We start from the raw sequence: 20,123 nt of genomic DNA, 5'->3' as shown, positions 1-20,123 counted from the left end.
CGGGTGGACGCCCGTGAGAAGCCGGTCGCGGGACCCGATACGCTCCGCTCGTGGCCGAGATCCAGATTCCCGCTGACATCAAGCCCGCCGACGGACGCTTCGGCGCGGGCCCCTCCAAGGTGCGGACCGAGGCGCTGGACGCCCTCGCCGCCACCGGTACCTCCCTGCTCGGAACCTCCCACCGCCAGGCCCCGGTCAAGAACCTGGTCGGCTCGGTGCGTCAGGGACTCCGGGACCTCTTCTCCCTCCCCGAGGGCTACGAGGTGATCCTGGGCAACGGCGGCTCCACCGCCTTCTGGGACATCGCGACCGCCGGTCTCATCGAGCGGAAGTCGCAGCACCTCACCTTCGGCGAGTTCTCCTCCAAGTTCGCCAAGGCCGCGAAGCTCGCGCCGTGGCTGGACGAGCCCTCGGTGATCTCCTCCGAGCCGGGCACCCACCCCGAGCCGGTGGCCGAGGCGGGCGTGGACGTGTACGCGTACACCCACAACGAGACCTCCACGGGTGTCGCGGCGCCGATCAAGCGCGTCGCGGGCGCGGACGCCGGGTCGCTCGTCCTGGTGGACGCCACCTCCGGCGCCGGCGGCCTGCCGGTGGACATCACCGAGACCGACGTCTACTACTTCGCCCCGCAGAAGTCCTTCGCCTCCGACGGCGGCCTGTGGCTGGCGGCGTTCTCCCCGGCGGCCCTGGAGCGCGCGGCCCGCGTGCACGCCTCCGGCAGCCGGCACGTGCCCGAGTTCTTCTCGCTGCCGACGGCGATCGACAACTCGCTGAAGAACCAGACGTACAACACCCCGGCGCTGTCCACGCTCTTCCTGCTGGACCAGCAGCTGAAGTGGATGAACTCCCAGGGCGGCCTGGAGTTCACCACCGGCCGTACGGCGGCCAGCGCGCGCAACCTGTACGGCTGGGCCGAGGCCTCGAAGTACGCGAACCCCTTCGTCCAGGACGCCGACAAGCGCTCGGCGGTCATCGGCACGATCGACTTCTCGGACGAGATCGACGCCGCCGCCGTCGCCAAGGTGCTGCGCGCCAACGGCATCGTGGACACGGAGCCGTACCGCAAGCTGGGCCGCAACCAGCTGCGCATCGCCATGTTCCCGGCGATCGACCCGGCGGACGTGCAGGCGCTCACCGCGTGCGTCGACTACGTCATCGAGCAGCTCTGACACCCCTCGCCTGACGCCACCTCCCGCATCCCGCGGGAGGTGCCCGCGGAGCCCCCGGCGCCTCGTGCGCGCCGGGGGCTCCGGCGCGTGCGGGGTCACAGGGTGTGGGCGGTGATGTCGCCGTAGGCGGTGGTGGCGTGGATGTTCAGGGCCGCGCCGGAACCGGTGGTGTCGGTCAGGGCGTTGTGGACGCGGCCGTAGGAGGTGCCGGCGTCGAGGGCGGCCGAGACGCCCGCCGCCGCGCCGACGGTGATCGCACCGTGCCCGGTGCGCAGGTTCACCGTCCCGCGCACGGCCTCGGCGACGTGGAGGTCGCCGTGGCGGGTGGGGGTGACCGCATGGCGTCTCCCCCTTCTCCCGCCACGGGCGCCCCCCGGGACCTTCGTCCCAAAAATCGCGGCAAAGAGCCCGCAAACGGAACGTCCGGGCCGGGTGCGTGGCCTGCGGGTTCCCCGCTCGGGACCTTCGACCGGGGGGTGTTCCGGGCGCGGACCGCCCTGCAACCAAGCGCCCGGGATGTCGCTCATGTCTGGTGTGCCGGGAAGTGGTCCCGGCCCGTTCAGGAGGAGATCCCATGCGCAAGGCACTCACCCTCTCGGCGATCGTCCTGGCCTCGTCGATGGCCCTCGGCGGCACCGCCACCGCCTTCGCCGCCGACGGCACCCCGCCCGCCTCCCCGTCCCCCACGGCGAGCCCGAGCGGCACCCCCACCCCCAAGCCCACCCCGGCGCCGTCCACCCTGCGGCTCTCCAAGGACTTCGGCCACCCGGGCGACAAGGTCCTCGTCACGGTCAAGACGGCCGAGAAGGACGCCTCCGTCTCCTCGCTCGCTTTCGCCGGCGGCAAGGTCGAGCTCAAGGGCGACGGCAAGGGCACCTTCACCGGAACGGCGACCGTCGCCGCCGACGTCAAGACCGGCTACTACGGCGTCGACGCCTACGCGGGCGGCAAGAAGTTCGACACGGTGAAGTTCTCCACGGAGGCCAAGGACAACCCGGACGTCAAGCCCGTCACCCCCGTGAAGCCCGTGAAGCCCGTGAAGCCCGTGAAGCCCGTCCAGCCGGTGACCCCCCTGAAGCCGAGCGAGCACAAGACGCCCAAGGGCTCCGTCAACACCGGTCAGGCGCCCGCCGACCAGGCCCTCCCGAACCTCGATGTCTGAGTTCCGCCGCCACCGCCGGGGCACCGCCCCGGCGGCGGCCCCGACCCTCGCCCTCCTCCTGCTCTCCGGCCTGCTCTGCGGACTCGTCTCCGGATGCGGCGCCGCCTCCGCCGACGGCTCCCCCGCCGAGGCCTCCGGGAGCGCGACCGGCCAGAGCGCCCACGCCGTCTCCGCCCTGGCACCGTCCGTACCCGACCGCGTCGAGATCCCCGACATCTCCGTCGACGCCCCCCTCGACACCGTCGGACTGGATTCCCGGGGCGTCATGCGGGAGCCCGATTTCGCCAAACCCCAGGACGCCGCCTGGTACGAGGAGGGCCCCACCCCCGGCGAGCCCGGCGCCGCCGCGATCGTCGGCCACATGGACACCCCGCAGGCCCCCAAGGCCGTCTTCTTCGACCTCAAGAAGCTGACGAAGGGCGAGAAGATCGAGGTCCACCGCACCGACGGCACCACCGCCGTCTTCGCCGTCGACGAGGTCGACACCTTCAAGAAGGACGCCTTCCCGACGGACCGCGTCTACGGGGACACCCACGGGGCGGCCGAACTCCGCCTGATCACCTGCGGCGGGAACCTCACCGCGGACCGCCACTGGGACGCCAACGTCGTCGTGTTCGCGCACCTCACGGGCAAGGCGTAGCCACGCACGCGATACCTTCGAGGCGTTCGGGGTCCGCAGCAGGAGGCCCCGGACCCGGCACATCTTGGAGGCAGCGGCGTGAGCGTGCGAGTGACGGCGGCCCAGAGCGGCGTGGACCCCTTCGGCACGGCCCGGCTGCGGCGCGGGGTCCTCGACTCCTGGGGCTCGGGCCCGTCCCGGTTCCGCGAGGACGCCAACGCCGAGGAGGACCTGGCGCTCGGCGGCTACCGCGACCGCCTGGTCGTCGAGTTGGCGCAGAACGCCGCCGACGCCGCCGCCCGCGCCGGGGTCCCCGGCCGGCTGCGGCTGACGCTGCACGCCGCCGAGGACGGTCACGCGGTGCTCGCCGCGGCCAACACCGGCGCCCCGCTGGACGCCACGGGCGTGGAGTCGCTGTCCACCCTGCGCGCCTCCGCCAAGCGGGAGAACGACCAGGGGGCCGTCGGCCGCTTCGGCGTCGGCTTCGCGGCCGTCCTCGCCGTCTCCGACGAACCGGCGGTCCTCGGCCGGCACGGCGGCGTGCGCTGGTCCCTCGCCGAGGCCCGGGAGCTGGCCCGCGACGCCGCCGTGGGCAGCCCCGGACTCGGCGACGAACTGCGCCGCCGCGACGGCCACGTCCCGCTGCTGCGCCTGCCGTTGCCCGCCGAGGGCACCGCCCCCGACGGCTACGACACCGTCGTGGTCCTCCCGCTGCGCGACACCGCCGCCGAGGACCTCGCCGAACGCCTGCTGGACGGCGTCGACGACGCCCTGCTGTTGACCCTGCCCGGACTGCGCGAGGTCGTCGTGGAGACCCCGGCGAGCGGCTCCCGGACCCTCTACCGGCGCACCGAGGGCCCGTACACCGTCATCGAGGACTCCGCCTCCGGCACCCACCGCTGGCGCACCGTGCGCCACGAGGGCGCCATCGCCCCCGAACTCCTCGCCGACCGGCCCGTCGAGGAGCGGCTGCGCCCCACCTGGACCGTGACCTGGGCGGCGCCCGTGGACGCCGACGGGGCCCCCGAGCGTCCCCGCACCGCGCCCGTCGTGCACGCGCCGACCCCCACCGACGAGCCCCTGGGCATCCCCGCCCTGCTCATCGCCTCCCTGCCGCTGGACACCTCGCGCCGCCACCCCGCGCCGGGGCCGCTGACCGACTTCCTCGTCGAGCGCGCCGCCGAGGCGTACGCCGAACTCCTCGGCGCCTGGGACCCGGTGAGCACCGCCCTCGTCGACCTGGTGCCCGGCCCGCTCGGCAAGGGGGAGCTGGACGGGGCCCTGCGCGGCGCCGTCCTCGGTCGGCTGCCCCGCATCGGGTTCCTCGCGCCGGCCGCCCCCTCCGAGGACCACACCCGGCTGCGGCCCTTCGAGGCCGAGGTGGTGGAGGGCGCCGGCGCCGACACCGTACGGGTCCTCGCGGAGGTCCTGCCGACGCTGCTGCCCGCCGGGCTGGAGCGCCGCCCCGAGCTGCGCACCCTCGGGGTCGGTCGGCTGCCGCTCGGCGAGGCCATCGAGCGGATCGCCGGGATCGAGCGCACCCCGGAGTGGTGGCACCGGCTGTACGACACGTTGGCGGGCGTCGATCCCGACCGGCTGTCCGGGCTCCCGGTGCCGCTGGCCGACGGCCGCACCACCATCGGCCCCCGCCACGTCCTGCTGCCCTACGCCGACACCCCGACGAGCCTGGCCCGCCTCGGGCTGAAGGTGGCCCACCCGGAGGCCGCGCACCCGCTGCTGGAGAAGCTGGGGGCGCTGCCCGCCACCGCCCGGGCCGTGCTGACGACCCCGCAGATCCGGGCGGCCGTCGCCGCTTCCCTGGAGGCGGGCGAGGTGTGGGACGAGGACGCGGACTCCCTGGACGCGGAGGAGTTGGCCGAGGTCGTCCTGACCCTGGTGCGGGACGCGAACCTGGCCCCGGGCGACGAGCCCTGGTTGGGGGCGCTGGCCCTGCCCGACGAGGACGGCGAGCCCACCCCGGCCGGTGAACTGCTGCTGGCGGGCAGCGCGTTGGCCTCCGTACTGCGCGAGGACGAGATCCCGTACCTGGACGCGGAGCTGGCCGGGCGCTGGGACGCGGACACCCTCGCGGCCTGTGGCGTGCTGACCGCCTTCCAGCTGGTCCGCGCCACCGACGTGGTCCTCGACCCGGACGAGCTGGAGCCCCGCGAGGGGGACTTCGCCGAACCGGACGACGCCGGTCTGCTGGACGCGGTGGACGTGTGGTGCGAGGACCTCCTCGACCAGCTGCCGGACACCCCGGTGCCGCCGGTGGCCACCGAGCTGGTCGCCGTCCGCGATCTGGACCTGGTCGACGACGACTGCTGGCCGCAGGCCCTGGCGATGCTGGCCCGGCCGCCCTTCCGCGACGCCCTGACCCAGCCCGTGCGCGTCCTGCTGCCCGACGGCACGACGCGGTCGGTGCGCCCGTACACCGCCTGGTGGTTGCGCGACCACCCGGTGATCGACGGCCGTCGTCCGGCGGGTCTGCGGGCGGCCGGCGGGGATCCGCTGCTGGAGGGGCTGTACACGCCCGCGGACGCGACGGGGTTCGAGGACGCGCAGGTGCTGCACGCGCTCGGCGTACGCACCACCGTGGCGGCCCTGTTGGAGGAGCCCGGCGGGGCGGCCGAGCTGCTGGGGCGGCTCGCCGACCCGGACCGCGAGGTGAGCGCCCGCCGGCTGCACGGGCTCTACGGGGCGCTGGCGGACCTGGATCCGGAGCAGGTCACCCTGCCGGACGAGCTGCGGGCGGTGGTGGACGGCGAGGTGGTCGTCGTGGACGCGGCCGACGCGATCGTGGCCGACGCCCCGGACCTGCTGCCGCTGACCGGGGGGCTGGCCCTGCTGCCGGTCGCCCCGTCCCGCGCGGGCGACCTGGCGGACCTCTTCCAGGTCCGCCGCCTGTCGGGGACGGTCCCGGCGGAGGTGAGCACGCCGGGCGAGGAGCACGAGGTGCCGGAGTCCGTACGGATCCTGCTGGGCCCCGCGACCCCGGCGACGTACCTGGAGCACGAGGAACTGGTCGCGGGCGGCACCGAACTGGACTGGCGCCTCACCCCGGACGGCACCCTGCACGCGGCGACCCTGGAGGGCGTGGCGGCGGGTCTGGCCTGGTCGGCGGGCCAGTGGCCGCGCCGCTTCGAGGTGGCCGCGCTGCTGGAGGACCCCTCCCGCACGGCGGAACTGGCCCGCGACCGCTGGTTCGACTAGGACGGGACGGGACGGAAACGGAACGGGGCCGGCCCCGGGCAGGACGCCCGGGACCGGCCCCGTCGCGTCAGGCCGGGAACCTGCGGTCCACCCAGCGGAAGGTGACCTCGATCAGGGCGGCGGCGGCCGCGGCGATGCCCACGGCGATCCAGGGCATCGTCACGCCCTCCAGCTTCAGCTGGAAGAACTCCTGGAGCCAGGGGACGACGAGGACGATCAGGAAGGCGGCGCCCATCGCGCCGACGAGGCCGACGCGCCACCACGTGTAGGGGCGGGCGATGATCGCGAGGACCCACATCGAGGTGAGGAACAGGGTGAGCGTCGCCGCGCTGGTCTCGGCCTCGAGGGCGCCGGGGCCGCTGTAGTGGGCGCGGGCGACGAGGTAGGACACGAAGGTGGCGACGGCGGCGACGACCCCGCCGGGGATGGCGTAGCGCATGACCCGTTTCACGAAGTGGGGCCGGGCGCGTTCCTTGTTGGGGGCGAGGGCGAGGAAGAAGGCCGGGATGCCGATGGTGAGGGTGGACAGCAGCGTCAGGTGCCGGGGCAGGAACGGGTACTCGACCTGGGAGCAGACCACCAGGATGGCCAGGAGCACCGAGTAGACGGTCTTGGTGAGGAAGAGGGTCGCGACGCGGGTGATGTTGCCGATGACGCGGCGGCCCTCGGCCACCACCGAGGGCAGGGTGGCGAAGCTGTTGTTGAGGAGGACGATCTGCGCGACGGCGCGGGTGGCCTCGGAGCCCGATCCCATGGAGACGCCGATGTCGGCGTCCTTGAGGGCGAGGACGTCGTTGACGCCGTCGCCGGTCATGGCGACGGTGTGGCCGTTGGCCTGGAGGGCCGCGACCATGTCCCGCTTCTGCTGCGGGGTGACGCGGCCGAAGACGGCGTTCGCGTCGAGGACGGCCGCCATCTCGGCCTGGTCGGTGGGCAGCCGTCGGGCGTCGACGGTGTGCTGTGCGCCGGGCAGGCCGAGTTTGCCGGCGACCGCGCCGACGGAGACCGCGTTGTCGCCGGAGATGACCTTGGCCTTGACGTCCTGGTCCTCGAAGTAGCGCAGGGTGTCGGCGGCGTCGGGGCGCAGGCGCTGTTCGAGGACGACGAGGGCGGTGGGGCGGGCGCCGCCGGCCACTTCCGGGTCGTCGAGTTCGCGGGTGGAGCGGGCGAGGAGCAGGACGCGCAGCCCCTGTTCGTTGAGGGAGTCGATCTCCTCCAGGGCGGGGTCGCCGGCGGGCAGGAGCACGTCGGGGGCGCCGAGCAGCCAGGTGTTGTTCTCGCCGTCGCCCTCGCTGAAGCTGGCTCCGCTGTACTTGCGGGCGGAGGAGAAGGGCAGGGATTCGGTGCAGCGCCATTCGGCGCTGTCGGGGTAGGCGTCGATGATCGCCTGGAGGCTGGCGTTGGGGCGGGGGTCGGATTCGCCGAGGGCGCCGAGGACCTTCTGGACGTAGGCGGGGTCGGCGCCGCCGAGGGGGCGCAGCTCGGTGACGTCCATGCCGCCCTCGGTGAGGGTGCCGGTCTTGTCGAGGCAGACGACGTCGACGCGGGCGAGGCCCTCGATGGCGGGCAGTTCCTGGACCAGGCACTGTTTGCGGCCGAGGCGGATGACGCCGATGGCGAAGGCGACGGAGGTGAGGAGGACGAGGCCTTCGGGGATCATCGGGACGATGCCGCCGACGGTGCGGGCGATGGCGTCCTTGAGGTTGTTGTCCTTGACGACGAGCTGGCTGATGATCAGGCCGATGGAGGTCGGGATCATCATCCAGGTGACGTACTTGAGGATGGTGGAGATGCCGGAGCGCAGCTCGGAGTGGACGAGCGTGAAGCGGGAGGCCTCTTCGGCGAGCTGGGCGGCGTAGGCCTCGCGGCCGACCTTGGTGGCGGTGAAGGCGCCGCCGCCGGCGACGACGAAGGACCCGGACATGACGGGGTCGCCGGGCTTCTTCAGGACGGGGTCGGCCTCGCCGGTGAGCAGGGACTCGTCGATCTCCAGGCCGTCGGCCTCGCCGACGGTGCCGTCGACGACGACCTTGTCGCCGGGTCCGAGTTCGACGACGTCACCGAGGACGATCTCGGAGGTGGAGATCTCGGCGGTGGCCCCGTCGCGGCGGACGCTCGGTTTGGCCTCGCCGATGACGGCGAGGCCGTCGAGGGTCTTCTTGGCGCGCAGTTCCTGGATGATGCCGATTCCGGTGTTCGCGATGATCACGAAGCCGAAGAGGCTGTCCTGGATGGGGGCGACGATCAGCATGATCACCCACAGGACGCCGATGATCGCGTTGAAGCGGGTGAAGACGTTGCCGCGGACGATGTCGGCGGTGGAGCGCGAGGAGCGGACCGGGACGTCGTTGACCTCGCCGCGCGCGACGCGTTCGGCGACCTCGGCGGTGCTGAGGCCGCCCGGTTTGAAACGGGGGGCGGGCGGCTTCATCGGGTGGACGGGATCGAGCTCGGCTCCCGCGTCGATGGCGGCTCCGCCGGCCCGCTCGGGCCCGTCGTGGTCGATCTTCGCCCGCTGAGTCATGCTTCCGACGGTAAGGGCGGTTCGAACGCTTCACCCGTCGAGCGGTCGGAAGATCCGACTTCAGGATGAGCGGAATCGTCCCCCGGTAGGGGCACGTGGGCCCGGCGCCGTCGGGGGCGCGTGAGGGGGCGCCGTCAGGGGGTGGTGTCCGCCTCCCCGGCGGCCCGCTCGGCCGCCGCCCGCTCGGCCGGTGCGGCCGACTGCTCGGCCGCGTGCTCGGCCGCCGCCCGCTCGGCGGCGTGGCGCTTGAGCGCGGCGTCGCGGCCGCGGACGTACCAGATGCCGATCAGGCCGAGCCCGCCGCCGGCCGCGCAGGTCCACAGCCACCACAGCAGGTCCCGGTCCGCGAACCATCCGTAGAACGGGAGCTGGACGAGGAACAGGGCGAACCAGAGGATCGTGCCGCCGGTGATGGTGGCGACCACCGGACCCTCAAGGGGCTCGGGCGCCTCGTGCTGAGCAATCCACTTCGCCATGGCGTCCAGTCTAGGTGGCGCGAAATGGGGTCTACGCGCGGAGATGGACTGGCCTTCGTTCATGTGTTCATACTGAAACGGTTTGCCTACGGCCGGATTTCTTCGTACGAACCACTAAATCAACCAGTTTGAGGACCGCATGAGCACCTCGGCACCCGCCGCGGCCCCCACCAGCAGCCTGGACCGCTTCTTCAAGATCTCGCAGCGCGGCTCGACCGTGGCCCGCGAGGTCCGCGGAGGCTTCGCGACCTTCTTCGCGATGGCCTACATCATCGTGCTGAACCCGATCATCCTCGGCAGCGCGAAGGACATGTACGGCCACCAGCTCGACGGCGGCCAGCTCGTCACCGCCACCGTCCTGACGGCCGCGTTCACCACCCTCCTCATGGGTGTCATCGGCAACGTGCCGATCGCGCTGGCCGCCGGCCTCGGCGTCAACACCGTCGTCGCGCTCCAGCTCGCCCCGCGCATGAGCTGGCCCGACGCCATGGGCATGGTCGTCCTCGCCGGCTTCGTGGTGATGCTGCTGGTCGCCACCGGCCTGCGCGAGCGGGTCATGAACGCGGTCCCGGGAGGCCTGCGCAAGGGCATCGCGATCGGCATCGGCCTGTTCATCATGCTGATCGGCCTGGTCGACTCCGGCTTCGTCTCGCGCATCCCGGACGCCGCGCACACCACCGTCCCGCTCCAGCTCGGCGGCAACGGGCACCTCGACGGCTGGCCGGTGCTGGTCTTCGTGATCGGCGTCCTGCTCACGCTGGCCCTGCTCATCCGCAAGGTCCCCGGCGCGATCCTGATCTCCATCGTCGTGATGACCCTGGTCGCCGTCCTCGTCCAGGCCGTCAGCGACCTGCCCGACCAGGCCTGGGGCCTGACCGTCCCGCAGTGGCCGGGCAACCCGGTGGCCGCCCCCGACTTCGGGCTCGTCGGCCAGGTCAGCCTCTTCGGCGGCTTCGGCAAGGTCGGACTGCTGACGGGGATCCTGTTCGTCTTCACCGTCCTGCTGTCCTGCTTCTTCGACGCGATGGGCACGATCCTCGGCGTCGGCGACGAGGCCAAGCTGATCGACCAGGACGGCAACTTCCCCGGCATCAACAAGGTCCTGCTCATCGACGGCCTGGCCGTGGCCTCCGGCGGCGCCACCTCGTCCTCGGCCACCACCTGCTTCGTGGAGTCCACGGCGGGCGTCGGCGAGGGCGCCCGCACCGGCCTGGCCAACGTCGTCACCGGCGGCCTCTTCGCCGTGGCGCTGTTCCTCACGCCGCTGGCCACGATGGTCCCGTCGCAGGCCGCCACCCCCGCCCTCGTGGCGGTGGGCTTCCTGATCCTGGCCGGCTCCGTCAAGGACATCGACTGGAGCGACTTCACCATCGCCGTCCCGGCCTTCCTGGCCATGGTGATGATGCCGTTCACCTACTCGATCACCAACGGCATCGGCATCGGCTTCATCAGCTTCAGCGTGCTGCGCCTGGCGACGGGCCGGGGCCGCGAGGTCCCGGCCGCCATGTACGTCGTCTCGGCGGTCTTCGTCTTCTACTACGCGATGCCGGCCCTGGGCCTCACGTAGCGGTCCCGCCCGGAGAGCGGCCACGGGTACGCGCGCGAAAGCGCTACGTCAGCCCGTAGAACTTCTCCGTCTCGTCGACGGCGGCCTTGAACCGCTCGTCGAAATCGTCGCGAATGAGCGTCCGGACGACATAGTCCTGGACGCTCATTCCGCGTTTGGCGGCATGGTGCCGGAGCCGGTCCAACAGCTCCCCGTCTATGCGCATGCTCAGCACATGTGTCCCCATGCCCGACAGGGTCGGGCCACACGGTGCCGACGCGTGTCACTTTCCGCCGGCGGCTCACCCGTACGAGTGATGCGGGTCGGGACCGTAACCCGGTGGTACTTAGGAAAAGTAATGAGTTACTCTAAAGACATGCCTGACCTTTCCCATGGCGACGACGCTGCCGCCGTGAACGATCTCCGCTCCGCCGTCATGCGGCTGGGCCGACGCCTGAAGCACCAGCGCGTCGACGAATCGCTGAGCCCGACCGAGATGTCGGTCCTCGGCACCCTCGCCCGCTGCGGCCAGGCCACCCCCGGTGAGCTGGCCCGACGCGAGCACGTGCAGCCGCCCTCGATGACGCGCATCGTCGCGCTGTTGGAGGCCAAGGGCCTGGTCAGGCTGGAGCCGCACCCCGACGACCGCCGCCAGAAGGTGGTCAGCCAGACCGAGGTGGCCGAGGCGATGCTCGAAGAGAGCCGCCGCAAGCGCAACGCCTTCCTGGCCGGGCTCGCGGCAGAGCTCACCGAGGACGAATGGGCCAAGCTCCGCGAGGCCGCACCCGTCCTGGAGAAGCTCGCGCACTTGTAAGGAACGACGCCAGGAGGCGAACGCTTTTGAGTACGGGAACCGGAGCAGACTCCGCACCCGGCCATACATCCACCCCCACCACCCCCGTCGCGGCGGCGAGCCGGAACTCCATGTTCGGCTCGCTGAGGATCCGGAACTACCGGCTCTTCGCGACCGGCCAGGTCGTCTCGAACACGGGCACCTGGATGCAGCGCATCGCGCAGGACTGGCTGGTCCTCTCACTGACCGGCTCCGCTTCCGCCGTCGGCATCACCATCGCGCTGCAGTTCCTGCCGATGCTGCTGTTCGGCCTCTACGGAGGCGTACTCGCCGACCGGCTGCCCAAGCGACCGCTGCTGATCGCCACGCAGGCCGCCATGGGCCTCACCGGCGTCGCGCTCGCCGTCCTCACCCTGGCCGGGCACGTCCAGGTGTGGCACGTCTACCTCGCGGCCTTCCTGCTGGGCCTGGTCACCGTCGTCGACAACCCGGCGCGGCAGACGTTCGTGTCCGAGATGGTCGGTCCCGCGCAGGTCGCCAACGCGGTCAGCCTGAACTCCGCCAACTTCCAGTCCGCGCGGCTGGTCGGCCCGGCGATCGCCGGCGTGCTGATCACCGCCGTCGGATCCGGCTGGGCCTTCCTGCTGAACGGACTGTCCTTCGCCGCGCCCATCGCTGCGCTGCTGCTGATGCGCAGCCGCGAGCTGCACCCCGTCACCCCGCAGCCGCGGGCCAAGGGCCAGCTCCGGGAGGGCCTGCGCTACGTCGCGGGGCGGCCCGAGCTGGTCTGGCCGATCGTCCTGGTCGGCTTCATCGGCACCTTCGGGTTCAACTTCCCGATCTGGCTGTCCGCGTTCGTCAGCGACGTCTTCCACGGCGACGCGGGCACGTACGGGCTGTTCAACACCCTGATCGCGGCCGGCTCGCTGATCGGCGCGCTGCTCGCGGCCCGACGCGGCCACACCCGGCTGCGGCTGCTGGTCGCCGCCGCCGGACTGTTCTCCGTCCTGCTGCTGGCGACGGCGTTCGCGCCCGGCTTCTGGCTGTTCGCCGCGCTGCTCGTGCCCGTCGGCGTCTTCGGCCTGACCGTCAACGTCGTGGCGAACTCCAGCGTCCAGATGGCCACCGACCCCGAGATGCGCGGCCGGGTCATGGCGCTGTTCATGATGGTCTTCACCGGGGGGACCCCGCTCGGCGCCCCGCTCGTGGGCTGGATCACCGACACCTACGGGGCCCGCGTCGGCATGGCCTCCGGCGGGCTGATCTCCCTGGTGGCGGCGCTCGGCGTCGGCCTGGTGCTGTCGCGCGTCGGCAACCTGCGCCTGCGCGTCGGCCGCCACGGCGTCACGTTCGTCCCCTCCGCGCGGCCCCGCGAGCTCGCGACCGCCGCCTGACCGCCTGACCGCCTGGCGGCCTGGCGGCCTGGCGGCCTGGCGGCCGAAACCGGCCCCGTCCCCCTCGGGGGGCGGGGCCGGTCGGGCTATCGTCGGAGGATGAGGCTGTTCGCCGCGGTGCTGCCCCCGGCCGAGGCCCTCGGGGAACTGCGCACGGCCCTCGCCGCGCTGCCGGCCGACGCGGGGTTGCGCTGGACCGCCGAGGCCGGCCGACACTTCACGCTCGCCTTCATGGGCGAGGTCCGCGACGAGGTCCTGCCCGATCTGCACGCCCGGCTCGGGCGCGCCGCCTCCCGCACCGCCCCCTTCCCGCTGCGCCTGCGCGGCGCCGGCCACTTCGGCGCCCGCTCCCTGTGGGTCGGCGCCGCCGGCGACCTCGACGCCCTGCGGATGCTCGCCGAACGCGCCGACGCCGCCGCCCGCCGCGCCGGGGTCCCCATGGAGGGCCACCACCGTTACACCCCCCACGTCACCCTGGCCCGCGCCCGCGCCGGAGCCCACGCCGACCTCACCCCCTACCTCGACGGGCTCGCCGCCTTCGAAGGCGCCCGCTGGCGCGCGGAGCGCCTCAGCCTGGTCCGCAGCAACCTCCCCACCAGCGGGATCCCGGGCGAACGGCCCCGCTACGAGACCGTCGGCGACTGGCCCCTGACCGGCCGCTGACCGGGCCGCCGGCGCCGCTCCCCTTCCTCCTCCCGCCCCGCGCGGGCCGACGTTCCGGGACGGTTCACTCGGGCGTCGCCCGTACTTCGTGGCGCGGAATCCGGATTCCGGTGAAACAGAAGCAGTAGAGGCGATACCGGCATGCTCCCGGCGAGCACCCGCTCCCCTCCGCCCGCTGACGCAACCGCACGCACCGCCGGTCGCCCGCGCCACCTCGCGCGCGACCCGGAGTCCCTCCAGCCACCCTTGAAGGAGTTCCCGTGCCGCTCACCGAGCCCGCCGCGACCACCACCCTCCCGGCCCCCTCGCGCGTCGCCACCCGACGCCGACTGCTGATGTGCCGGCCGCGGCACTACGACGTCACGTACTCGATCAACCCGTGGATGCACCCGGAGAAGAGCACCGACACCGCCCTCGCCGTCCGCCAGTGGGAGCGGCTGCGCGACCTGTACCTCGAACTCGGCCACGTCGTGGAGGAGATCGAACCGGTCGACGGGCTGCCCGACATGGTGTTCGCCGCCAACGGCGCCACCGTCGTCGACGGCAAGGTGTACGGGGCCCGCTTCCGGCACGTCCAGCGCACCGCCGAGGGCCCCGCGTACCTCGACTGGTTCGCCCGCCGGGGCCACACCGAACTGCTGTGGCCCGAGTACGTCAACGAGGGCGAGGGCGACTTCCTCACCGTCGGCCGCCGGCTCCTGGCCGGCACCGGCTTCCGCACCGACCCGCGCTCGCACGCCGAGGCCCAGGAGTTCTTCGGGCTGCCCGTGACGAGCCTGACCCTCGTCGACCCGGCCTACTACCACCTGGACACGGCGCTCGCCGTGCTCGGCGACGACGAGGTCATGTACTACCCGGCCGCCTTCTCCGAGGGCAGCCGGTCGGTGCTCGCCACCCTGTTCCCCCACGCGATCCTCGCCACCGCCGAGGACGCCGCGGCCTTCGGGTTGAACGCCTTCTCCGACGGCCGCCACGTGCTGCTGCCGGAGGCGGCCACCGGCCTGAAGGCCCAGCTCAGCGCACGCGGCTTCGAGCCGATCGGAGTCGACCTCTCCGAACTCCTCAAGGCGGGCGGCAGCGTGAAGTGCTGCACCCTGGAGCTGCGCGAGCGCTGAGTCACCGCCAACGAAGTTTCCGGAAAGGACCGTTGTGACCTCTGCGACCGCGATCGCGGACAGCTACGCCCGTCTGATCGACCTCCTCGCGGGCTCGGGAGCCGACTACCGGCTGCTGCGCCACGCCCCGGAGGGGCGGACCGAACTCGCCAGCCTCCTGCGCGGCCACCCCCTCGAACAGGCGGCCAAGTGCATGGTCATCAGAGTGGCGCTGGGACGCAAGCAGCGCCGCTACGTGATCGCCGTGGTGCCCGGCCACCACCGGGTCGACCTGGACGCCGTACGGGACGAGTACGGCGGCACGAAGGCCTCCTTCGCCGTGCGCGAGGTCGCCGAACGCCTGACGGGCTGCGTCAGCGGTTCGATCATGCCGATCAGCTTCGACCCCACCGTGGAGGTGGTGGTCGACCCGGCGCTGCTGGAGCACGACGAGATCTGGTTCAACGCGGGCCGGCTCGACGAGTCGGTGGCCCTGGGCACCGCGAGCTACGTGGCCGTGGCCCGCCCGCGCGCCGCCCGGGTGGGCCGGGAAGCCGCCCTGGTGCCGGTGGGCGGCTGAGCCGGCGCCGGGGCCGCCCCCGCCCCGGCATGACGGAAGTCTCGCGGCCCCCGGCACGAGTGCCGGGGGCCGCCGCGTTAGTCTCGACGGGTGGACCCGAAGACCAGAAACCGTGTCATGGCCGGTGTGCTCGTGCTGATGTTCCTCGTCGTCGCCGTGGCGGCCGCCGTAGGCCAGTAGCCCCACCCGCCCCGGCCCGCTCCGGCGTACCCGGACCGACGGTCGGACCGCGGGCCTACCCCGTGCGCTCGACCCACGCGAAGGACGTACACCGGCGACGGAACCCCCGGTGCCCCGTCCGGCCCGTGTGGCTCATGCACGCCACATCCACCGCCGCCCCGTCGTCGCAGGCCGGCGCCTGCCAGTCGCAGCGCAGGCACTCGGCCTCGAAGGTCACGTCCGTCCCCGGATGCCGACCGATGCGGTGTTGCACGTACCGCAGCACCGAACGCGTCATCACGGCCTCCGATCCCGGTGAGGGTGGTTGCGGAGCTCCACGTCCGCGTCGGTCACGGCCGACAGGTCGCCCCGGCCCCGGGCCTCCCGCCGCTGCGCGACCAGGGCCCGGCACACCCCACACCCGTCCACCGGCCCCGGCGGCACGTTCGGCAAGGACAGGTACACCGGCCCCGACATCGTCGTCCGCGCTCTGTTCATGTCGTGTGCCTCCCGCCGGCTTCATCGGTGAGGACGATGGTCCACTCGCCGGTAAGCGGGATCTAGCCCGTTTCCCGTTCGCGCAAGAACCCGTCGCGGATCTCGGCGAGCCGTGCTCGCGTCGCGTCTCCGACGGTCGCCACCGAGGCGAAGCGCTCGTACTTGTCGTCGTACAGGGCGACATCCCTGGGATCGGTCACGATCACCTCGGCGTGTGTGGTCTCGACGGTCACCATGCGGTCGTCCCGAATGACGAAGGAGTGCCCGGGCACGTCGGTCTGCGGACGGTCCAGGGGGACGATGCGGACGTCCACGTTCGACAGGCGGGAGACGGAGGCGATGCGGTCAAGCTGTCCGGCCATCATCGCGGGTGGAAGGATGCGCCAGCGCAGCACGGGTTCCGTGATGACGAAGCGGAGCTGCTTGCCGGCGTCGTACAGCACCTGTTGACGCTCGATCCGAGCTCCGATGGTCCGGGCGAGCCGGTCCTCGCTCAGTCCCTTGCCCCGCAACACGGCCCGTGCGTATTCGGGTGTCTGCAACAGACCGGGGACCAGCGACGGCTGGAACAGCCGCAGGAGCCCCATCGAGGCTTCCAGCGCCCTGATCTCCTCCTGCTTCCGGTGGAAGCCCATCCGCCGGACCAGCCGCCACGCCGTCGCCTCCGTGGCCTGGGCCCGCGCCGCGGCCATGTACTCGGCCTTGACCCGCTCGGACACCTCCAAGGCCGTCAGGATGCGCTCCACGTCCACCACACCGGGCGCCACGTGGCCGTTCTCGATCTTCGACAGCTTGGCGGTGGACATGACGGCGCTGCGCGCGACGGCCTTGGCCTCCTTGCCGGATGCCCGCCGGAGCGCCCGCAGCGCCGATCCCAGTTCCGTTCTGTTCACCGGCCGTGCTTCGCCCACCATTCGGCAAACGGTTCGGCGTGCGTCAGCGCCGTGTCCCGGTAGCGCACGAACTCCGCCGCACGCGCGGCATCAAGGAAGTCCGGCACCCCTTCCAGTTGGTCGGCCGGCACCTCGCCCTGCACGAGAAGGGTGTCCCGGTCCGTCGCGTACAGCGTGGGGCAGTCCCCGTTCTCACAGGTCGTGACGAGCATCCTGACCTCCACGCGTTGCCCCCTCGGTACGACTGCCCTGCGTACCGCCCCATGCTCCCGAGGAGGACGAGGGCGGTGCAAGGGCGTGGAGTTTCCACAACGGGAAACGCCTCGGGCTGCCGCCGGCCGGTCGGTGGCGCACGGGGCCGGCCGGCAGGGCCGTCCGGAGGGCGGGCCGGTCTTGCCTGGAGTGGACTCGAAGCAGTTGGCTTGGGTCCCATGAAGTACACGCAGCTCGGACGCACCGGACTCAAGGTCAGCCGACTCGTTCTCGGCACGATGAACTTCGGTCCGCAGACAGACGAACCGACCAGTCACGGCATCCTGGACGCCGCCCTCGACGCGGGTCTGAATTTCGTGGACACGGCCAACGTGTATGGCTGGGGTGAGAACAAGGGCCGTACCGAGGAGATCATCGGCACCTGGTTCGCCCAGGGCGGCGGCCGGCGGGAGAAGACGGTCCTGGCCACCAAGGTCTACGGCTCGATGTCCCGCGAGGGGGACACCTGGCCCAACGAGGACCGGCTTTCGGCGCTGAACATCCGCCGGGCCGTCGAGGCCAGCCTCAAGCGGCTCCGGACCGACCACATCGACCTGTACCAGTTCCACCACATCGACCGCCGGACCCCCTTCGAGGAGATCTGGCAGGCCGTCGACGTGCTCATCCAACAGGGCAAGATCCTCTACGCCGGTTCCTCCAACTTCCCCGGCTACAAGATCGCCCAGGCCAACGAGACGGCCGCCCGCCGCGGCATGGTCGGCCTGGTCAGCGAGCAGTGCCTCTACAACCTCGCCGAGCGGCGCGCCGAGATGGAGGTCCTCCCGGCCGCGCAGGACTACGGCCTCGGGGTCATCCCCTGGTCCCCGCTGCACGGCGGCCTGCTCGGCGGGGTCATCAAGAAGGAGGTCGAGGGCGGCCGCCGCGCCTCCGGGCGCTCCGCGGACGCCCTGGCCAACAGCTCGGTACGGGCGCAGGTGCAGGCGTACGAGGACCTGCTGGACAAGCACGGCCTGGAGCCCGGCGAGACGGCGCTGGCCTGGCTGCTGACCCGGCCGGGCGTCACGGGCCCCATCGTCGGCCCGCGCACCGTCGAGCAGCTCCAGAGCGCGCTGCGGGCGCTGGAGCTGGAGCTGGGCGAGGAGGTGCTGGCCGGGCTGGACGAGGTCTTCCCCGGACCGGGACCCTCCCCGGAGGCCTTCGCCTGGTGAGCCGGTAGCCGTACGCACGGTGGTGGTCGTCTTCCCCGCGCCGCGGGCGGCGGCCACCACCCGAGCGGTCCGCCCCGCGCTACGGGCGGTAGGGGCCGCCGATGCCCCACGCCTGGTGCAGTACGGCGGCGAACTCGCCCGCCAGGCGGTGCTCCCCGGCGGCGTTGGGGTGGGTGCCGTCGTAGGTGTCGACGTGGATGTCGTAGCCCTGCGGGCGGGCGGCGAGCAGGATCGGCGAGGCGTCGGTGGTCAGGTCGGCCACGGTCTTGGCGAGGAGCTCGTTGAAGCGGGCCACCTCCGCCGCGAAGGGGGCGTCCTCCTCGGCCCGGACGTTCGCGATGACCGGCAGGAACACCATCCGCACCGCCGGCCGGGCCCCGCGCGCGGCCTCGACGAAGCGGCGGACGTTGACGGCGGTCTGGTCGGCCTTGGTGTAGAAGCCGAGGTCGATCAGGCCGAGGGAGACGAGCAGGACGTCGGGCCGGTGTTCGGCGACGGCGGGGCCGATCAGGGGCGCCATGTGCTGCCAGCCCTCGCCCCAGCCGGCCAGGTGCCGTCGGGCGGGCGCCGGGAAGTCGGGGGCGGCGTAGTCGTGGCTGTCGGCGCCGTCGGTCGCGGCGTCGTAGAGGCCGGTGCGCGGGCCGACGACGCGGTCGGCGGGGCCCAGGGTGGAGTCGAGGTGCCGCCACATCCGGTAGCGCCAGGTGTAGTCGCCGGCGCGTCCGATGGTCATGGAGTCGCCGACGAACATGAAACGCATCCGGTCATCATCGCGGATCACCCGACGGGCGCCGCTGTGATGCCGGACACTCCGCGCGGGCCGGCACGCTGGGGGGATGCGCCTGCTGCCCGTGCGGACCGTCACCGCCGCCCTCGTACCCGCCGCCCTCCTGCTCCCCCTGACGGCCGCCCCCGCGGCGGTGGCGGCCGAGACGCCCGGCGCGGCCGGGTTCACCATCACCGACCCGCGGATCAAGGAGTCGAGCGGGCTGGCGGCGAGCCGGCTGCACCCGGGCGTGTACTGGACGCACAACGACAGCGACGACGGCCCGTACGTGTACGCGGTGGACGGGGCGACCGGCCGGACGGTGGCCCGGCTCACCCTGACCGGGATCGGCACCCCGCGCGACGTGGAGGCGATCTCCCTGGGGCCGGACGGGCAGCTGTACGTGGGCGACATCGGCGACAACCGGGGCGGAACCTGGGACCACGTGTGGATCTACCGCTTCCCCGAGCCGAAGACGCTCGGCGACGCCACCGTGCGGGCCGAGCAGTTCACGGTGACGTACGCGGACGGCCCCCGCGACGCCGAGGCCCTGATGGTGCATCCGGTGACGGGCCGGGTGTACATCGCGAGCAAGAACGAACGCGGAGGCGGCCTGTACGAGGGCCCCGAGCGGCTCTCCGCCGACGGGCGCAACGTCTTCCGGCGGATCGGGGACGTGCCCTGGGTGACGGACGGGGCCTTCTCCCCGGACGGCACCCGGCTCACGCTGCGCGGCTACCTGACGGCCCGGACGTGGGCCTGGGCGGACGGCGGGATCCGGGGCGAGGGCGAGCGGGTGGGCGCGCCGTTCCAGGGGCAGGCCGAGTCGGTGACGTACAGCGCGGACGGGCGGACGCTGCTGTTCGGGGCGGAGGGCGCCGACAGCCGGGTCGTGGCGGTGCCCGTCGCCCCGGCCGGCGCCGACCCGTCCGCCGCCCCCTCCCCGGGGCGCTCCGGCGCCCCCGCTCCGGGCCCGGCGGGCGGCGCCGGCGCGGCCGGGCAGGGCGACGGCGGCTACGGCAAGGGGGCCCTGGTGCTGGTGGCGGGCACGCTCGTGGTGCTCGGGGCGAAGCGGCTGCTGCGGCGCCGCCCGAAGGACTGAACACCGGACGGCCCGCCCCCCCTTCCCGCAGGCCCCGCCCCGCCCCGT

The 20,123-nt window shown here is 72.8% G+C and carries 19 protein-coding genes and 1 pseudogene; 12 read left to right on the top strand and 8 right to left on the bottom strand.

Annotated elements, in window-relative coordinates:
• Positions 1-50: 50 nt before the first annotated feature.
• Positions 51-1,172 carry a phosphoserine transaminase gene (gene serC / locus ACZ6ZI_RS24670; protein WP_363055457.1) on the top strand — a complete coding sequence of 374 codons (1,122 nt, stop codon included), beginning with the start codon at positions 51-53 and terminating at the stop codon, positions 1,170-1,172.
• A gap of 95 nt (positions 1,173-1,267) precedes the next feature.
• On the opposite strand, the pseudogene ACZ6ZI_RS24665 reads toward serC, so the two are convergent.
• Positions 1,268-1,498, bottom strand: a pseudogene (locus ACZ6ZI_RS24665) (DUF4097 family beta strand repeat-containing protein); the annotation flags it as partial.
• 248 nt (positions 1,499-1,746) lie between these two features.
• Here ACZ6ZI_RS24665 and ACZ6ZI_RS24660 point away from each other — a divergent pair.
• The 3 genes from ACZ6ZI_RS24660 (at position 1,747) to ACZ6ZI_RS24650 (ending at position 6,166) form a co-directional block, all read left to right on the top strand.
• Positions 1,747-2,334 carry a hypothetical protein gene (locus ACZ6ZI_RS24660; RefSeq protein WP_469524231.1) on the top strand — a complete coding sequence of 196 codons (588 nt, stop codon included), beginning with the start codon at positions 1,747-1,749 and terminating at the stop codon, positions 2,332-2,334.
• Entirely contained in the window at positions 2,327-2,974 is a 648-nt protein-coding gene (locus ACZ6ZI_RS24655; RefSeq protein ID WP_469524229.1) for a class F sortase, read from the top strand. Before ACZ6ZI_RS24660 ends, ACZ6ZI_RS24655 begins: the two co-directional genes overlap by 8 nt.
• A gap of 78 nt (positions 2,975-3,052) precedes the next feature.
• The gene (locus tag ACZ6ZI_RS24650) at positions 3,053-6,166 is read left to right on the top strand and encodes a sacsin N-terminal ATP-binding-like domain-containing protein (RefSeq protein ID WP_363055460.1); all 3,114 of its coding nucleotides are present in this window, start codon (positions 3,053-3,055) and stop codon (positions 6,164-6,166) included.
• A 67-nt stretch (positions 6,167-6,233) separates the two neighbouring features.
• On the opposite strand, the gene ACZ6ZI_RS24645 is transcribed toward ACZ6ZI_RS24650, so the two are convergent.
• Together ACZ6ZI_RS24645 and ACZ6ZI_RS24640 are read right to left on the bottom strand one after the other, a co-directional pair.
• Positions 6,234-8,690, bottom strand: a complete 2,457-nt coding sequence (locus ACZ6ZI_RS24645; RefSeq protein WP_469524227.1) for a cation-translocating P-type ATPase — start codon at positions 8,688-8,690, stop codon at positions 6,234-6,236.
• Between the two features lie 134 nt (positions 8,691-8,824).
• The gene (locus ACZ6ZI_RS24640; RefSeq protein WP_469524225.1) at positions 8,825-9,166 is read right to left on the bottom strand and encodes a DUF2530 domain-containing protein; all 342 of its coding nucleotides are present in this window, start codon (positions 9,164-9,166) and stop codon (positions 8,825-8,827) included.
• A gap of 139 nt (positions 9,167-9,305) precedes the next feature.
• On the opposite strand from ACZ6ZI_RS24640, the gene ACZ6ZI_RS24635 reads away from it, so the two are divergent.
• Positions 9,306-10,733 carry an NCS2 family permease gene (locus ACZ6ZI_RS24635; RefSeq protein ID WP_469524223.1) on the top strand — a complete coding sequence of 476 codons (1,428 nt, stop codon included), beginning with the start codon at positions 9,306-9,308 and terminating at the stop codon, positions 10,731-10,733.
• 43 nt (positions 10,734-10,776) lie between these two features.
• On the opposite strand, the gene ACZ6ZI_RS24630 is transcribed toward ACZ6ZI_RS24635, so the two are convergent.
• Positions 10,777-10,959: a BrnA antitoxin family protein gene (locus tag ACZ6ZI_RS24630; protein WP_249767154.1), complete on the bottom strand. Its 183-nt coding sequence runs from the start codon at positions 10,957-10,959 to the stop codon at positions 10,777-10,779.
• 129 nt (positions 10,960-11,088) lie between these two features.
• Between ACZ6ZI_RS24630 and ACZ6ZI_RS24625 the strand changes: the two genes are divergently transcribed.
• The 5 genes from ACZ6ZI_RS24625 to ACZ6ZI_RS24605 all read left to right on the top strand — a co-directional run bounded on the left by ACZ6ZI_RS24625 (position 11,089) and on the right by ACZ6ZI_RS24605 (position 15,236).
• Positions 11,089-11,526, top strand: coding sequence for a MarR family winged helix-turn-helix transcriptional regulator (locus ACZ6ZI_RS24625; RefSeq protein ID WP_249767153.1), 438 nt, complete (start codon positions 11,089-11,091; stop codon positions 11,524-11,526).
• 26 nt (positions 11,527-11,552) lie between these two features.
• The gene (locus ACZ6ZI_RS24620) at positions 11,553-12,899 is read left to right on the top strand and encodes an MFS transporter (protein WP_469524221.1); all 1,347 of its coding nucleotides are present in this window, start codon (positions 11,553-11,555) and stop codon (positions 12,897-12,899) included.
• Positions 12,900-12,998: 99 nt separating this feature from the next.
• Positions 12,999-13,562 (top strand): RNA 2',3'-cyclic phosphodiesterase, encoded by a 564-nt coding sequence (gene thpR / locus ACZ6ZI_RS24615; protein WP_469524219.1) that lies wholly within the window; start codon positions 12,999-13,001, stop codon positions 13,560-13,562.
• 260 nt (positions 13,563-13,822) lie between these two features.
• Positions 13,823-14,677 carry a dimethylargininase gene (ddaH, locus tag ACZ6ZI_RS24610; RefSeq protein WP_363055466.1) on the top strand — a complete coding sequence of 285 codons (855 nt, stop codon included), beginning with the start codon at positions 13,823-13,825 and terminating at the stop codon, positions 14,675-14,677.
• Between the two features lie 34 nt (positions 14,678-14,711).
• A complete protein-coding gene (locus ACZ6ZI_RS24605) occupies positions 14,712-15,236 on the top strand; it encodes a YbaK/EbsC family protein (protein ID WP_363055467.1) in 525 nt (174 codons plus the stop codon).
• 235 nt (positions 15,237-15,471) lie between these two features.
• Here ACZ6ZI_RS24605 and ACZ6ZI_RS24600 read toward each other — a convergent pair whose 3' ends face one another.
• The 3 genes from ACZ6ZI_RS24600 to ACZ6ZI_RS24590 all read right to left on the bottom strand — a co-directional run bounded on the left by ACZ6ZI_RS24600 (position 15,472) and on the right by ACZ6ZI_RS24590 (position 16,998).
• A complete protein-coding gene (locus ACZ6ZI_RS24600) occupies positions 15,472-15,693 on the bottom strand; it encodes a DUF7848 domain-containing protein (RefSeq protein ID WP_363055468.1) in 222 nt (73 codons plus the stop codon).
• Positions 15,694-15,955: 262 nt separating this feature from the next.
• Positions 15,956-16,786 carry a helix-turn-helix domain-containing protein gene (locus ACZ6ZI_RS24595; protein ID WP_469524217.1) on the bottom strand — a complete coding sequence of 277 codons (831 nt, stop codon included), beginning with the start codon at positions 16,784-16,786 and terminating at the stop codon, positions 15,956-15,958.
• Complete coding sequence (locus ACZ6ZI_RS24590; RefSeq protein WP_469524215.1) at positions 16,783-16,998, bottom strand: hypothetical protein; 216 nt, start codon at positions 16,996-16,998, stop codon at positions 16,783-16,785. The genes ACZ6ZI_RS24595 and ACZ6ZI_RS24590 overlap by 4 nt, the downstream gene beginning before the upstream one ends.
• 219 nt (positions 16,999-17,217) lie before the next feature.
• On the opposite strand from ACZ6ZI_RS24590, the gene ACZ6ZI_RS24585 reads away from it, so the two are divergent.
• Positions 17,218-18,207 carry an aldo/keto reductase gene (locus ACZ6ZI_RS24585; protein WP_469524214.1) on the top strand — a complete coding sequence of 330 codons (990 nt, stop codon included), beginning with the start codon at positions 17,218-17,220 and terminating at the stop codon, positions 18,205-18,207.
• A gap of 79 nt (positions 18,208-18,286) precedes the next feature.
• On the opposite strand, the gene ACZ6ZI_RS24580 is transcribed toward ACZ6ZI_RS24585, so the two are convergent.
• Positions 18,287-18,967 (bottom strand): GDSL-type esterase/lipase family protein, encoded by a 681-nt coding sequence (locus ACZ6ZI_RS24580; protein ID WP_469524212.1) that lies wholly within the window; start codon positions 18,965-18,967, stop codon positions 18,287-18,289.
• A gap of 76 nt (positions 18,968-19,043) precedes the next feature.
• Here ACZ6ZI_RS24580 and ACZ6ZI_RS24575 point away from each other — a divergent pair, with 76 nt between their 5' ends.
• Positions 19,044-20,075 carry a WD40 repeat domain-containing protein gene (locus ACZ6ZI_RS24575; protein WP_469524210.1) on the top strand — a complete coding sequence of 344 codons (1,032 nt, stop codon included), beginning with the start codon at positions 19,044-19,046 and terminating at the stop codon, positions 20,073-20,075.
• Positions 20,076-20,123: the final 48 nt, after the last annotated feature.

The sequence above is a fragment of the Streptomyces sp. NPDC103540 genome, assembly GCF_055584445.1.
Note: the sequence above shows the minus strand (reverse complement) of the source record. Positions and strands in the feature narration are given on the sequence as shown.